This is a genomic window from Limnobacter sp. (assembly GCF_043511195.1).
Classification (GTDB): Bacteria; Pseudomonadota; Gammaproteobacteria; order Burkholderiales; family Burkholderiaceae_B; genus Limnobacter.
The window spans coordinates 170,352-183,600 of record NZ_CP121330.1; the positions used below are offsets into that span (position 1 = coordinate 170,352).

Here is a 13,249-nt window from a genome sequence, read left to right on the forward strand (position 1 = left end):
TGATGTTTAAGAACTGCAAATACACTGCTGGTGCGGACTATAGCACGGTAGTATCGCCCAATCTAAGGGAATACCACAACCCAGTATCTGACAATAATTCTTGTCAGATTATAATAAAACCGCCTCAAATTGTGTTGAGTCCGAGATCTAAACATCAAATCAGAAAATTGATAAGCAAAGGGCTGCTTCTGCTTTAAAAATCAGCATTCAGATTAATGAAAAACGCCCGACCAATTTCCGGGTAAATCCCGTTCGGACCGAACTGCGTTCTGTAGTATTGCTTGTCGAATACATTCTGAACCTGAAACACCACGCTGTAACTGTCTTGCCTGTAGCGCCAATTCAGGTCGAGCACACCAAAACCGGGGATCTGTAGATCCGTATTTGCAGCAGACCGTTGATCGGATTGCATGTTCACAATCGCTTCCGTTGATACGCGTGATGTCCAGTCATATTCAGTGGCAACCTTCAAGTTGTGGGCTGCAACCAGTGGTACGCGACTGCCGCTGAGCGAACCTGACCGAAACTCAGCATCCAGATACTGATAAGCCGCGACCATTCTCAAGTCTTTGCGCAAGCTTCCATTCCATTTCAATTCAAGGCCTTTTCTGCGCAACTCGTCCAGGTTGCTGTTCAAACCATTGATGAACAATGCAGGGTCTACGATCGTAGGATCAAAAAACAACTCATTCTCAACGTCCATCACGAACAGCGTGCTGCTGAACTCACCTGTCCACATTGCAGTTTTCAAACCCACCTCCACTTCATCTGCAATTTGAGGGTTCAAAAACGGCACACGGGTTGTCCCCACGCCTGCAAAGCCATTTTCATTGGCATTCGGAATGCGGAAGCTGCGGGCGACTTTCGAAAAGACAGTGAGGTTCTCGGCTGCCTTCCAGGATGCGCCCAACTGATGTGCGACCAGCGAGTAATCCCGTGTTTCGCCGCTGGCTTTCTGTTGTTCGGACCGTTCGTAACGGCTGCCTGCATTCACACGCAACACATCGTTCACGGTCCAGTCGTCTTCAATGAAAATCGCATTGGATTCAAGCGTGCCTGCGTCAAACCCACGCAAAGCGGCTTTTTCAATGTCGTAACCGACACGAATAACATGCGCACCTGCGCCATGCGGCAATGTAAAGGTGAGGTAAGGACTAATCTGGTCTTGTTCATACTCTGACCGGGCGTTAAACACAAAACCACCCCCAAAGTCGAAAGATCCCAATGCTTCATGAGTACGACGACTTACACGGACACCCGTTCCCCAATTGCCATAATCAGCCGAGCCATAGAAACGGAAGGTATTTCGTTCGAACGATCCAAAATCGTTTGGACTATTTGTTTGCTTTGGGTTTTGCTCAAACTGCGCACGATTCAGTGAACCAGGAAATCTGGATTTTGAACCCTCGGCGGAAAATGACGCACCCGCGCTGAACACATCGCCTTGCCAATCCAGCGCCAAACTACCCAAATCGCGGCTGGCTTCGCTGTTGTCTCGGTATCCATTGGTGAATTCCTTGGAACCATTGAACACCAACGAAAAACCGTTAGCGCCGCCAAACAGGGTGGCGCCCAATTCCTTGGTGTCGTAAGAGCCATAAGACGCAAATACATCACCACCCACACCGTCGCGACCACGGCCTTTTTTGGTCGTGATCCGAATAACACCACCACTGGCTCCGCTACCGTAAGCAACCGAACTGCCGCCGCGAATAACCTCGATTGTTTCAATGCTGCTGACCGGAATACTGCCATAGCGGGGAGTGACGCCTTCGTTGTCATTCAACTTCACGCCGTCCACCACAAACACCACATTGGCAGACGCGGTTTCACCAAAACCACGCAAGTCAACGGATGCACTTCGGCTTCCGTCTAGCGGGGTACGAACATTGACCAAAGCCAGTTTAGACAACACATCGCGCACGGTGGTATAGCCAGACTGACGAATTTGCTCAGCCGTAATGACCGTGGTCGAAAATGGCTGGTCCTTCTCAAGGACTGCAGTTTGAGTAGAGGACACAAACACTGGGGGAAGCGCATAAAACGCGAGTTCCTCTTGAGCCTGTGCGGGCAAAGCCGCCAACAAACAAACGATTGGTAATTTTTTGAAATGAATGAACACCTTGAACTCCAGTAAACTGCACCCACCGTGCGGCAATCAATTAACTGGAGAAGACAACACAGGCGAAAGAACCACGCGCGCAAGCAAGCCAAGGACACAACAGCCCTGGAAGTCACGGAGAAAAGTTCGGTAAAAAACAATTGGCCGCCTGCGTGCTGCCTCCCCGCAGCACCAGTCGCTCGCCTGAATGGGACAGGCTGAACGGTCAAGGCCGGTATCCGGGCTTGTAAGTTTTGATGTGTCGCCTTCCCAGTTGCTGCGTTTAGAGCAGCTTTACTACCAGTGGCAAAATGACACACCCGCACTTACGTACCGTTGCGGGGGCAGCGCAGGCTTGAACCTGCTTCCCGTTTAACTTCGCTCAAAAAATGAGCACAAGCACCTTAACCCTGCTATTCTAACGTGTTTTTTTAACACCCAAACACCGGGCGCATGCCGTTTAGGTAGTGCGATTGAAAAGCCATGTCAGAAGTCTGGAAACCCAGCGTCACAGTAGCCGCCATTGTCGAGCATCAGGGCAAATTCCTGATCGTGGAAGAACACACCACCGATGGCATCAAACTGAACCAACCCGCAGGCCACCTGGATCCAGGTGAAACGCCACAGTTTGGTGCTGCCCGCGAAGCACTGGAAGAATCAGCCTGGGAGGTGAGCCCGGTGGGTTTGCTGGGCATCTACATGAGTCGCTACACAAGCTCACGCACGCAGGAAGATGTTACTTATCTGCGCTTTGCCTTTGCAGCCGAGGTGGTGAAACACCACAGTGATCGCGCATTGGACGAAGGCATTATCCGCACACTGTGGATGACCGTTGAGGAGTTGCGCGCCAGCCAAGACCAGCACCGTAGCCCCTTGGTGATGCGTTGCGTTGAAGACTTCCTGAACTGGAAGGCTGGCAAACAGCCCATCATGCCGCTTGAGCACGTGTACACGCACCCCAGCGTGCTTGCTGGGCCAATGCCTCCCGGCGTATCTTAAATATCATGGCTAAAACAGTGGTTATTGGCATGTCGGGCGGGGTAGATTCCTCGGTGTCGGCATGGCTGCTCAAACAACAGGGTTACAACGTCATTGGTCTTTTCATGAAAAACTGGGAAGACGATGACGACTCGGAGTATTGCTCGAGCCGACAAGACTGGCTGGACGCGGCCAGCGTGGCCGACCTGGTGGGTGTAGACATTGAGGCGGTGAACTTCGCCAGTGAATACAAAGACCGGGTGTTCTCTGTGTTCCTGAGTGAGTACTCAGCAGGCCGCACCCCCAACCCGGACATTCTTTGCAACAGCGAAATCAAGTTCAAAGCCTTTCTGGACCATGCCTACTGCCTGGGAGCTGACTACATTGCCACAGGCCACTATGCCCGCGTGCGGGAAGTGAATGGTGAATTCCAGCTGCTAAAAGCAATCGACCACAGCAAAGATCAATCGTATTTTCTGCACCGGCTGAACCAGGCGCAACTCAGCAAAACCCTGTTCCCACTGGGCGAAATACAAAAAACCGAAGTTCGCAAAATTGCACTTGAACTGGGGCTTTCCAACGCCACCAAAAAAGACAGCACTGGCATTTGCTTCATTGGCGAACGCCCGTTTCGGGAATTCCTGAATCGCTACCTGCCCACCGCGCCCGGCCCCATTCTGAATGACGAAGGTCAACAAATTGGTGAACACGTGGGCCTGAGCTTTTACACGCTGGGTCAGCGCAAAGGCATTGGCATTGGCGGCCAAAAAGAAGGCAATGGCGAACCCTGGTTTGTTGCCCGCAAAGATTTGAAAAACAACACGCTGTATGTGGTGCAAGGGCACGACCACCCCTGGCTGCACCAGAAAGTACTGACTGCCGAACAGGTACATTACATTTCAGGCCATACCCCAAGCGATGCGCACATGGCTTGCAAAGCCCGTTACCGCCAAGAAGATTCATCCTGTGATTTCAAACAGACGGAACAAGGGTTCGAATTGAACTTTGAAGAAAGCCAGTTTGCGGTCACCCCGGGGCAAAGCGCCGTGCTCTATCAAGGCGAGGTTTGCTTGGGCGGCGGCGTTATTGCCTGAAACACGGCATAAAAAAAGCCCCGACCAATTCGGGGCTTTTTTCTTTGGTGCATTCAGCTGAGTTACTCAGGCTTGGTGTCTTCAAAACTGGGGCGACAAGCCAGGCGCTCGGAATATTCATTCAGTTCCGGATACAGTTCACGCCACTTCAAATCGGGCATGCGGAAATCAAGATAAAACAAGGCACAACCTACAGTGATATCGGCCAGGCTGAATTGCTCAGTCAGGTAAAAACCTGGGGTGGTTTTAATGCGATGGGAAACCCATGCCAGGCCATTGTGAATTTTCTGGGTTTGACGGTCAATCCAGGGTTGGCTGACGTTGTCGCCCTCGTGGAATTTCTTTTCCAGAATGATATCCACGGCCGCCTGACTCAAACCCTGCCCCAACGATTCCATTGTGCGAACCAAGGCACGGTTATTGGGGTTGGTTGGCAACAGGGGCACCGTTGGCATCATGTATTCCAGCATGCCCGAGATAACCAGTGAATCAAATACGGTTTGACCACCATCCAAAATCAGGCAAGGCACCTTGCCCAGAGGATTGTGATCGCTGATGCGGGTGTTTTCGTCCCACACATTTTCAAGTACAAATTCGTACGGAATTTCTTTTTCTTGAAGCTGAACGCGAATTTTGCGCACGAAGGGGCTAGTCAGGGATCCCACTAGTTTCATCACAGTTCTCCTAAATACAATCCTGGATGAGATTGCGTCTTGTTTTTTACGACCTGAAAGTGTCTAACAGTTTTACAAATTGAACAAGCAGAATTCCAAAATACCGCCGAGGACACCACTCCTCCCGAATAGTTTCCAGCGAGACAGGTTACAATACAAGGCCTTGAAAAACCTCAATTTTTACCATTCGCATGATCTCTTCAGACTCTTTAAGCACATTAACCGCAATCAGCCCGCTTGACGGCCGTTATCAGTCCAAAGTGGCCAATTTGCGCCCCCTGCTCTCTGAAGCCGGGTTCATGCATCACCGCGTTATCGTTGAAATTGAATGGCTCAAGGCGTTGGCCAACGCAGGCTTTTCTGAATTGCCCGCCTTCTCAGCACAAGCACTGGCCAAACTCGACGCCATCAAAACTGAATTTTCAGAGGCCGATGCACAACGCATCAAAGAATTCGAAGCCACCACCAACCACGATGTGAAGGCTGTTGAATATTTTATTAAAGAAAAGTTTCAGGCCGATGAAGAACTGAAAAAATCGGCTGAATTCGTTCACTTTGCCTGTACTTCTGAGGACATCAACAACATGAGCCATGCCCTCATGTTGAAAGCAACGCGTGAACAGGTGATTTTGCCGACACTGGATCGCATGGTCACCACCCTGCGCAATTACGCCCACCAGTTTGCCGACTTGCCCATGATGTGCCGCCCCCATGGCCAGCCTGCCAGCCCCAGCACCATGGGCAAAGAATTTGCCAACGTAGTGCACCGCCTGGAGCGCGCCATTGTTGCCATCAAGGCTGTGGAATTACCCGCCAAAATGAACGGTGCGGTGGGCAACTTCAATGCCCATTTGTCAGCCTACCCAGAATTCGACTGGGAAAAGCTGAGCCGCGATTTGATTGAAAGCCTGGGACTTACCTTCAACCCCTACACCATTCAAATCGAACCACACGACGGCATTGCCGCCCTGATGGACGCCATTGCACGCACCAACACCATTTTGATCGACCTAAGCCGCGATATTTGGGGTTATATTTCTTTGGGCTACTTCAAACAGAAGCTGAAAGCCGGTGAAGTGGGTTCGTCCACCATGCCACACAAGGTCAATCCAATTGATTTCGAAAATGCCGAGGGCAATTTGGGCATGGCCAACGCGGTGCTAAAGCACTTGTCTGAGAAATTGCCCGTGTCTCGCTGGCAGCGCGATTTGACTGACTCCACAGTGCTGCGCAATTTGGGCGTGGGCATTGGTTACGCGATCCTGGCCTACGAAAGCTGCCTGCGTGGCTTAGGCAAACTGGAAGTGAACGAAGCTGCAATTGCAGCCGACATCGACAACGCTTGGGAATTACTGGCTGAGCCAGTACAAACGGTGATGCGCCGCTACGGCCTGCCCAACCCATACGAGCAACTCAAGGAGCTAACCCGCGGCAGAGGCATTACTCAAGCGGGCCTGCAACAGTTCATCGCCCAACTGGATTTGCCCCAATCTGAAAAAGATCGCCTTCTGGCAATGACCCCAGCCAGCTACATCGGCAAGGCCGCTGAACTGGCCAAGCGCATTTAATAATCTTCCCCGAGGCAAATTGTCACCGTTTGTAAGTACCCTGCCTCGGGGATGATCAGCTCAAAATACCCACGCATACTCAAGCACATAGAGTCATTTTTGGTGTTTGACCATGCGTGCGGGCCTCGGATTTACCTTGATTGAACTGACATTTGCAATCGCAATTGTTGGTGTGCTCGCCACCCTGAGCTACGCAGGCTATGAAGCATCGTGGGAAAAATCGAACTTCCGCTCCATGCGGGAATTCGGCGTGGAGCTGGCGCTAAGCCAGCAACTGCACAGGCAACGCTATGGCCGCTACGCACAAAATGTCTCAAGCAGTGGCACGCCAAATGCAAATCGCTTGGTTCTGCCCTCGTCGGGCAACTACAACGTGGTTGTCTCAAATTCCGACTTTCGTGGTTACCGGGCTGAAGTCAAACCGAGCGTCAACGCGCCGCTTAGGCTACCCGAATCCTGCAGAACACTGATTGTTGAAAGCGACATGGGCATTCAACGCTTTGGCGCCCGGTCTGCCGCCAATCAAAACACCTCTGACAGGTGCGTTCCTCATGGCTAAGCGCATTGCAGGTTTCACCTTAATCGAGATATTGATTGGCATGGCAGTGGTCGGTGTACTGGCCATTGCAGTCATTCCCAGCATGAACTCGGTGCTGAACAAACAGACCTTGAAGGTCAAAGTTTCGCGCCTGGACACCTATGTCGATCAAGCGCGCAACCTGGCAGCGATTACAGAATGCCCTGTCGAGATGAACCTGCAGCCCGGCAACAGTGCAGTGAACGTGAATGTGGCCGTTCAACATGACCGTTTCATGAAAGGCTGTAGCGCCTGGTACTCCCAAACCAACAATCAGAATAGTCGGGGTTTCTCCGCAACGCTTCGGGATGTCACGCTGACCAACGCCACCAACCTTCATTTCAAGGCAGTGTCGGGCCTGCTGGATACACAAAACCAAACACAACTAACCCTCAATTACAGAGACAAGCGCGCAGAAATCACTTACCTGGGTATTGGCAACGGGGTGGTGAGCTATGAATAACAAAACCAGGCCTTATTACGGCGCGTCCTCGGTCAGCCTGCTGATTGGCATGGCCTTGCTGACCATTAGCATTACCGGTGCACTCAAGTTGATGGGGGTCAGCATACGCGCACAAAATGACCTGAATACCGAGAATCTGGTCGATCAGGTCAATCGAATTGGTGAAATTATTACAGTTCACCTGAACAGGGGCGGCAGCTACCAAAACCCCGATGTTGAAGCCAAGGGCATACAGTTGTGCAGCCTGCAAAACCAATCCATGCAATGCAATGGCTACCAGTCCACAAACCGAAACTTCTGCCTGAGCATTCCAACACGCGTTAGTCGCAGCGGCAATGATGTCATCAACCTGACTGGCTTTCGATTGTTCAATGGAGTACTCGCCCAACGCGAATTGGCAGGTGCAAACATGGCGCAATTTGACCATGGGGCATTTTGCGGCAACAACCCAGCCTGGCTTGATTTGAACAATGTGCGTGACTTTGAGTTTACCAACATCCGGTTCTGCAGGTTTCAGGCCAACACGCCCGGGCAGGTTACCCAGAATTATGAGCAGAATTGCAACTCGGTCATCGAGAACAATCCCGAGTCCAATATGTTCTGGATCGCCATGTTCAAAGCACGGATTGGCGATAACGTAACCGAGGGGCAGTACGAAGAAGCCAGGATTATCCACCTTCTCAACACCACACGGGTAAGGATGGGATCATGAACAAGTGGCTGCGCATGCGAAAAAAATTCCAGTCGGGTGCCCTTGGTGTATTTGTATGTGTGGTGCTGGTGATTGTGTTTGGGTTGATCAGCGTGCAAAACGTAACAACCACCAGCCTGGATCTGTATTTGTCAAATTCCAAGCAACACATTGAGGAAGCACGCCAACTGGCCTACGCGGGTCTGCGCCATTACACCCACAATTTTGGAAATGATGCTGCCATTCAGAAACTAATCGATGATTACAAAGGCAACACCGCCATTATCGGGGAGTGCTCTTTGACTGTTGCGCTGCCAGAAACACTGGACCCACAAATACAAGTGGCCAGTCCGAACACGCCAGACAACAACCGACAAGACATTGTAATTCGCGGCATGATCGTGCCCTATAACTGCGACCATGCCATTTCAGATGAAAACTACCGGGCCACTTTTGAAATAGTGGCCAGTGTGAACTGCGTGGGCAGCCAGGGCGTGCAATCGGGCTGTGTGAAACGGTCATTTGTATTCAATCGCGAAGACAGCAATGGGCGTCCGTACAATCCCATTCAAATACCTCCGCCACCACCGCCGCCACCCAGGCCACCCGACCCGAATCCGCCGCCGCCACCTCCACCGCCGCCACCCGTTCAATCCCCGCGTCCGTCAGAGCCGCCGCCCAGGGAAGAACCCAGGCCACCACCACCGAGATCACAGGGTAAACATGAAGTGGGATTCTAGAAAAAACGGATTTTCAATGGTCGATGCATTGATCGCCATCCTGGTGCTGTCCGTTGGATTGGTGCTGTATGCCAAGAACTGGACAGCCAACTTCGGTGCCAAAAACTCGACCCATGTGCGATCGATCGCGGCAACACAGGTCGCCGAGATCGGCAATGTGTTGCTGGCCAATATTTCGGACCTGGATCGGGACACGCCACGTGGGCAAATTATTTCTCGTATGCAACAGTTCTCGGGGCAGCTTGAGAACCACTTGAACGGCTACGCTGGCGCAAGAGGCTACGAATGCACGAGCAATGGGCCCCGGGCCTTGGGATCAACCAACAATTCAATTAATTTGAACGACGCCACACTGCCCCGGGCATGGGCGCAAGGTGCGGCTTCATGTGTCAGCATTCAACCATTGCCCAACCTGAACACTCAAACAAACGGAGTGTGGGTGCACATTGAGGCCAGCTGGATTGACGCACACACGCGAGACAACCAGAGGGAAAACGTGAGTGTTTATACTTTGGTCAGCCCGCTTTGATATTACTTTGAATACAACTGGGGACCCAGGCGATGAATTAACCGATCACTCACAAACGCGTGAATGACCGCAAATTGTTCGTCACTCAATGACCTCAATGCAAAACCGTAGCTTGAGGAAGCGGGGCCGGAGTCGCGCGGCTTGGAAACCACGTCTGCATCACATTCAATCACATACTTTCTGTCATCGAGAATGATTTGAAAAGCAATTGAAATCGTTTGTCCAATTTTCAGTGAAACAGCCTTGGCAAACAACAGTTCAACGCCGCCCGTGGAGATGTTGTCGATCACGGCCGCGGTGGGCTCGGCATCACCACTTTTAGGCTCCGCCAAACGTATGCTTGCCGGAAGATCACAATTGACACGTCGTGCCCGACGAATGGCCTGTGACTCCAAGTGAGTTTCGTGCGGCCACGACATCACGATCAGTGGGTGCGGTGACAGCAACACCTTCTCGATCATTGAGCTAAAACGGTAAATCGACAAACCATAAGTGGCTTGAAACTCCCAGACCTGCCCTTCTTTGGTGAACACACACTTGCCGTCTCGCATGGGGTGCGTAATCAAAATGGCGGCCTGCGGAATACTGCCAATCAAACGCACATGAAACGGATCTTTCGCCTGAGCGGGCGCAAACATTTTCAGCTGACTACCGGTTTCAAAGGGGTCTTCGAAGGCCTGCTTTGCAGGAAGCATTCTAGGCAAAGTGCTGGAGTCGATTTGTTGCTTGCCGGGTTGAATGACAAACTTGGTCGCCCACCTGGGGTTGTGGTAAAGACCCTTGGCAGCCAGTTCATCCAGCTGTTTCTGGCTGGTCACCGCTTGCCCTTCTGCGAGCAGCAACACCCCGCCTCGATCAAAAATGGCGAATGGCAGCGCCTTGCCTATTTCAACGTCGCCCTTGGCCAATGGCGACAGGTCTTTGGGATTGTCCACGCTGCCTCGCTTGCTAACCCCGCTTTACGGAGTCTCAAATTCTTTGTCTTTCTTTACAGGCTTAACCAAATCTTCTCGAGTCAGCCCCATCCACATCAACATGGGACTTGCAACCAACACCGAGGAGTAAATACCGAACAGAATACCGATGGTCAGCGCCAAAGCAAAGCCGTGCAAGGTTGGGCCGCCAAAGAACAACATCGAACACACCATGATCTGGGTAGAGCCGTGGGTAATGATGGTGCGAGAAATTGTGCGGGTAATCGCACTGTCGATCGTCTCAGGCACTGACATTTTGCGGACTTTCTTGAACGTCTCACGAATTCGATCGAACACCACCACCGATTCGTTCACGGAATAACCCAGCACCGCGAGCACGGCAGCCAATACAGAAAGGGAAAACTCCCAACTGAAGAAGGCGAAGAAGCCGAGAATAATCACCACATCGTGCAGGTTGGCAACAATGGCAGAGACCGCAAATTTCCATTCAAAACGCAGTGCCAGGTAAATCATGATGCCGATGATCACCACCATGAGCGCGATCACACCGTTTTCAGCCAGCTCACGACCCACCTGCGGCCCCACGAACTCAACCCGCATCAACTGAACGTCGGGACCTCCCAGATTCAGCACCTGCTCCGTCATGGCCTGTTGGTTCAACTTGCCATCTACGCCCAAAACTCCGGACTGCAGGTCTTTCACAGCCAACCGCACCAACACATCTCGGGCCGTACCAAAGTTTTGTACCTGCGGTTCGCCAATGCCGGTGGCACGTAGCCCTTCCCGAATTTTCTCGAGTTCGGCAGGTTGGGAGTAACGAGCCTCGACTAACACACCGCCGGTAAATTCCACACTCAGATTCAAGCCTTTGGTGGACAGGAAGAAAACCGCTGCCGCAAAAGTCAGGAACGAGATGATGTTGAAAATCTTGGCATGCCGCATGAACGGGATGTCGTTTTTAATTCTGAATAATTCCATTTCTTCTTACTCTGTTCGTTGGTGGTCAGGCTTTTTTGGCCACGGCTGTGTTGCTATCAGGGCGCCAAATTTGCCCAATGCTCACAGAGTCCAGTTTTTTCTTTCGGCCATACCACAGGTTAACCACGCCACGCGATACCACGACCGCGCTGAATATGGAAGTCAGGATACCCAGGCAGTGCACCACGGCAAAACCACGCACAGGGCCCGAGCCAAAAATCAACAAAGCCAAACCAGCAATCAGGGTGGTAATGTTCGAATCCAGAATGGTGGCCCATGCGCGCTCGTAACCCGCTGCAATGGCCTGCTGGGGCGCAGCGCCCTCGCGGAGTTCTTCGCGGATACGCTCGTTGATCAACACGTTGGCATCAATCGCCATACCCAAAGTCAGTGCGACAGCGGCCAAACCGGGCAGGGTCAAGGTGGCCTGCAGCACCGACAACAGCGCAAACAGCAGCAACACGTTCACCGCCAGGGCAAAGACCGAGAAGACACCAAACAACAGGTAGTAGGCCATCATGAAGATGCCTAAGACAACGAACCCGTACAAGGTGGAATTGATACCCTTGTCGATGTTGTCAGCACCCAGGCTTGGGCCAATGGTGCGCTCTTCGATAATATCCATGGGCGCAGCAAGTGAACCGGCACGCAGCAGCAAAGCCAGGTCAGCTGACTCCACAGTATTCATGCTGCCGGAAATTTGAACGCGACCGCCGCCAATTTCCCCGCGAATGACAGGCGCAGTCACGACCTCGCCCTTGCCTTTCTCGATCAACACGATCGCCATGCGCTTGCCAATGCTTTCAGCGGTTACCGTCCTGAAAATACGGGAACCCTGGCTGTCCAAAGTCAGGTGCACCGCGGGTTCCTGGGTTTGATTGTCAAAGCCGGCTTGCGCATCGGTCAGGTTGTCCCCGGTCAAAATCACTTCTGATTTCAACAACAGTTCGCGCCCACCACGCTCGGTGTAGCGCTCCAGCCCAAAGGGCACGATACCGCTGGCCAAAGCGGATTGGGCCTCGGGGCTGTCGTCCACCATTCGCACTTGCAGCGTGGCTGTACGACCCAGAATGTCTTTGGCCTTGGCTGTATCCTGAACACCCGGCAATTGGACCACAATGCGATCCGCACCCTGGCGTTGAATGACGGGCTCGGCCACGCCCAATTCGTTGATTCGGTTGTGCAGCGTTGTCATGTTCTGGCGCAACGCATATTCGCGAGCCTGCTGCTCCACCTGCGGTGCCAAGCTTACGTTCAAGATGAATTCAGTACTGTTCTCAGGTGCAAGCAATTGCAGATCGGGCGAGTCTTTCGCCAATGCCGCCTGGGCCTTGCTGTGGGTCTCGGCGTCGCGGAAGGTCAGACTAAAGCCGGCAGGGGTGCGCGTGGCACTGGCGTAGCGCAGGTCTTCTTCGCGCAGGGTTTGCTTGGCACTGCCCAGCAAGGCGTCTTTGCGCTTCTCAAGCGCCGCATCCATGTCCACCTGCAACAAGAAGTGCACGCCACCGCGCAAATCCAGACCCAAATACATGGGTAGCGCATTGATGTTGGTCAGCCAGTCAGGTGAGCGGGACAACAAATTAAGGGCAACAATGTACCCCGGGTCGTTCGGGTCAGGATTAAGCTGGTTTTGAAGAAAATCACGCGCCTTCAATTGCGCTTCAGACGATTTGAACCTGAATTTCAGTGTTCCACCACCCAGCGTTTCTTCGAAAAACACCCCGTCGGGCTTGATACCTTGCGCCTCAAGCTGACTGGACAATCGCTCAGCCAGATCGGGTGACACTTTCAAAGTGGATTTTCCACTTGAAACCTGCACGGCAGGCGCTTCGCCATAAAAATTGGGCAGGGTGTATAACACACCCAACACCAACACAATGGCGATCATCAGGTACTTCCAGACAGGGTATCGATTCATGAC

General features: G+C 52.4%; 13 protein-coding genes and 1 riboswitch. Of the genes, 8 read left to right on the top strand and 5 right to left on the bottom strand.

Annotated elements, in window-relative coordinates; genetic code table 11:
- Positions 1 to 193: 193 nt before the first annotated feature.
- On the bottom strand, positions 194 to 2,122 hold the full coding sequence (locus P0D43_RS00835) for a TonB-dependent receptor (RefSeq protein WP_394673011.1): 1,929 nt from the start codon (positions 2,120 to 2,122) through the stop codon (positions 194 to 196).
- Positions 2,123 to 2,313: 191 nt separating this feature from the next.
- Positions 2,314 to 2,523: riboswitch (cobalamin riboswitch) on the bottom strand.
- A gap of 61 nt (positions 2,524 to 2,584) precedes the next feature.
- Here P0D43_RS00835 and P0D43_RS00840 point away from each other — a divergent pair.
- A complete protein-coding gene (locus P0D43_RS00840) occupies positions 2,585 to 3,100 on the top strand; it encodes an NUDIX hydrolase (RefSeq protein WP_394673012.1) in 516 nt (171 codons plus the stop codon).
- A gap of 5 nt (positions 3,101 to 3,105) precedes the next feature.
- Positions 3,106 to 4,173 carry a tRNA 2-thiouridine(34) synthase MnmA gene (gene mnmA / locus P0D43_RS00845; RefSeq protein ID WP_394673013.1) on the top strand — a complete coding sequence of 356 codons (1,068 nt, stop codon included), beginning with the start codon at positions 3,106 to 3,108 and terminating at the stop codon, positions 4,171 to 4,173.
- Between the two features lie 62 nt (positions 4,174 to 4,235).
- Here the strand turns inward: mnmA and P0D43_RS00850 are convergent, their stop codons facing one another.
- Positions 4,236 to 4,847 (bottom strand): glutathione S-transferase C-terminal domain-containing protein, encoded by a 612-nt coding sequence (locus P0D43_RS00850; protein ID WP_394673014.1) that lies wholly within the window; start codon positions 4,845 to 4,847, stop codon positions 4,236 to 4,238.
- Between the two features lie 191 nt (positions 4,848 to 5,038).
- Here P0D43_RS00850 and purB point away from each other — a divergent pair, with 191 nt between their 5' ends.
- The 6 genes from purB (at position 5,039) to P0D43_RS00880 (ending at position 9,415) form a co-directional block, all read left to right on the top strand.
- The gene (gene purB, locus P0D43_RS00855) at positions 5,039 to 6,415 is read left to right on the top strand and encodes an adenylosuccinate lyase (RefSeq protein ID WP_394673015.1); all 1,377 of its coding nucleotides are present in this window, start codon (positions 5,039 to 5,041) and stop codon (positions 6,413 to 6,415) included.
- 112 nt (positions 6,416 to 6,527) lie between these two features.
- Positions 6,528 to 6,974, top strand: a complete 447-nt coding sequence (locus P0D43_RS00860; protein ID WP_159568923.1) for a type IV pilin protein — start codon at positions 6,528 to 6,530, stop codon at positions 6,972 to 6,974.
- Positions 6,967 to 7,455, top strand: coding sequence for a Tfp pilus assembly protein FimT/FimU (locus tag P0D43_RS00865; RefSeq protein ID WP_159568924.1), 489 nt, complete (start codon positions 6,967 to 6,969; stop codon positions 7,453 to 7,455). The genes P0D43_RS00860 and P0D43_RS00865 overlap by 8 nt, the downstream gene beginning before the upstream one ends.
- Positions 7,448 to 8,167: a hypothetical protein gene (locus P0D43_RS00870; protein WP_159568925.1), complete on the top strand. Its 720-nt coding sequence runs from the start codon at positions 7,448 to 7,450 to the stop codon at positions 8,165 to 8,167. Before P0D43_RS00865 ends, P0D43_RS00870 begins: the two co-directional genes overlap by 8 nt.
- Positions 8,164 to 8,886, top strand: a complete 723-nt coding sequence (locus tag P0D43_RS00875; RefSeq protein WP_394673016.1) for a hypothetical protein — start codon at positions 8,164 to 8,166, stop codon at positions 8,884 to 8,886. The genes P0D43_RS00870 and P0D43_RS00875 overlap by 4 nt, the downstream gene beginning before the upstream one ends.
- Positions 8,870 to 9,415, top strand: a complete 546-nt coding sequence (locus tag P0D43_RS00880) for a hypothetical protein (RefSeq protein ID WP_236550808.1) — start codon at positions 8,870 to 8,872, stop codon at positions 9,413 to 9,415. The genes P0D43_RS00875 and P0D43_RS00880 overlap by 17 nt, the downstream gene beginning before the upstream one ends.
- 2 nt (positions 9,416 to 9,417) lie before the next feature.
- Here P0D43_RS00880 and P0D43_RS00885 read toward each other — a convergent pair whose 3' ends face one another.
- Genes P0D43_RS00885 through secD form a run of 3 tightly spaced genes read right to left on the bottom strand, consistent with a single transcriptional unit; the run spans position 9,418 to position 13,246 of the window.
- The gene (locus P0D43_RS00885) at positions 9,418 to 10,350 is read right to left on the bottom strand and encodes a flagellar brake protein (RefSeq protein WP_394673017.1); all 933 of its coding nucleotides are present in this window, start codon (positions 10,348 to 10,350) and stop codon (positions 9,418 to 9,420) included.
- A gap of 24 nt (positions 10,351 to 10,374) precedes the next feature.
- Positions 10,375 to 11,328: a protein translocase subunit SecF gene (gene secF / locus P0D43_RS00890; RefSeq protein ID WP_159568929.1), complete on the bottom strand. Its 954-nt coding sequence runs from the start codon at positions 11,326 to 11,328 to the stop codon at positions 10,375 to 10,377.
- Positions 11,329 to 11,353: 25 nt separating this feature from the next.
- Entirely contained in the window at positions 11,354 to 13,246 is a 1,893-nt protein-coding gene (gene secD, locus P0D43_RS00895) for a protein translocase subunit SecD (RefSeq protein ID WP_394673018.1), read from the bottom strand.
- Positions 13,247 to 13,249: the final 3 nt, after the last annotated feature.